This window comes from Halorubrum sp. BV1 (genome assembly GCF_000746205.1).
Lineage (GTDB): Archaea > Halobacteriota > Halobacteria > Halobacteriales > Haloferacaceae > Halorubrum.
The window spans coordinates 1-1,533 of the sequence record NZ_JQKV01000027.1 but is presented as its reverse complement, the minus strand read 5'-3'; the positions used below and the strand labels follow the sequence as shown (position 1 = coordinate 1,533).

Annotated in this window: 2 protein-coding genes; one reads left to right on the top strand and one right to left on the bottom strand. The window is 60.0% G+C overall.

Translation table 11 applies throughout. The features are described 5' to 3' along the window. A partial coding sequence (locus EP28_RS11475; protein ID WP_230455355.1) for an AIM24 family protein occupies positions 1–271 on the bottom strand: 271 nt, incomplete at its 3' end. A gap of 211 nt (positions 272–482) precedes the next feature. On the opposite strand from EP28_RS11475, the gene EP28_RS11470 reads away from it, so the two are divergent. Beyond that, positions 483–1,496: a sensor histidine kinase gene (locus EP28_RS11470; protein ID WP_049984150.1), complete on the top strand. Its 1,014-nt coding sequence runs from the start codon at positions 483–485 to the stop codon at positions 1,494–1,496. The last annotated feature ends 37 nt before the right edge of the window (positions 1,497–1,533 follow it).

Sequence of the window (1,533 nt, the reverse complement as noted above, 5' to 3'; positions counted from 1 at the left end):
CCTGATCGGCCACATAGAGTGTGCCGGATCCCTCGGCCTCCATAATGGGCGTTCCCTCTCCGCTCACGGCCTCCTTGACGAATCCAGTGATCCCGCCCTCAGCAGAAGATTTCCCGGTGAACGTCGCGTCGCCGGTGTAGGCAATCATCGACCCGGCTTTCACCATTGCTATCCCGTCAAAAGGAATCTCTAGCAGCCGCTTGTTGACTTTTCGAAACCCGGTGCCGTTTTCGTCAGGTGCGTTCGCGTCGACAAACTCTTCCAGTTTCATTGGACACCAAATCGTGACACCGCCACTGAAAAGGCTCTACCCCCATCGTTTCTGTTCCTGAAACACGGGTTCCGTACTGGCACGTCTCCTGAGTTCGAACCTCGTCCGTGTCGCAACCTCAGCAACGGTGGAGAGACATTAAACCGGTCGCGTTCACACTCGATATCGAGATGGCCGTCCGACCGACGCAGCCGACGCTACGGTGGCGACGATGAGCGAATCAAACGCGATGCAAGTTTCGCTCGCGTCCCACCCCAGTCCTGTGCTCCAGTACAAGATGCGCGAGGGGATCCCCACGGTAACTGCGATCAACGACGCATTCGAGATAGCGTTTGGCACCGTTGAGGCGGCTCCAGTCATAGATGTCTTCGAGCAGTTCGACACAGTGGAGTCGCCGAGTCAGAAGCCACTGGAAACACAGCTCCGCGCCGGCAAACCTGTCGAGTTCGTAATGCGATCAGCCGAGGACACGTACGTAGCTCACGTTCTCGCGCCCGATACTGACGGCGGGACAATACTGTTCACTGAACGCGACTCCGCCGAGACGTTCACGGAGAGTGTCGAGGTGGCACAGGTTGCAAGCGCGATCAGTCACGATCTTCGGAATCCCCTCGATGTCGCCGGGGCACACCTCGAAGCTGCACGTGAGACCGGAGCGAGTGAACACTTTGACGCGGTCGCCGCCGCCCATGACCGGATGGAACGGATCGTTCAAGAAGTGCTGACGCTGGCTCAGGGTGAGGTGGTGCTGAACCGTCAGCCGGAGGTCTCAATTCGAGATGTCGCCAAACGCGCGTGGCAGACTGTCGAGACCGAGACGTGGACGCTCACCGTCGACGAGTCGCTCCCGACAGTCGAGGCCGACGCCGACCGGCTGCAGCGACTTTTCGAGAACTTGTTTCGGAACAGTGTCGAACACGCCTCGACTGGCTGCTGTCAGACTGACGGGAACAGCATTGAGCACGCGGCTAACGGCCAGCGCGTATGGGTGGGGACGCTTGCCGGCGAGACTGCCGGTGTGTTCATCGCCGATGACGGCCCCGGTATTCCGCCCGGCGAGCAGGCGAATATCTTCACGCCAGGGTATACGGTTGACGAGGGTGGCACCGGACTCGGGCTCGCGATCGTCGACCGGATCGCCGAATTACACGACTGGTCGGTCTCAGTCACGGAAAGTGATCGCGGCGGTGCACGAATCGAGCTCCGGTTCAATACGAGGGAGTGACGATGGAGGATCGCCTGCAGGCTGCACCGATTGGCGT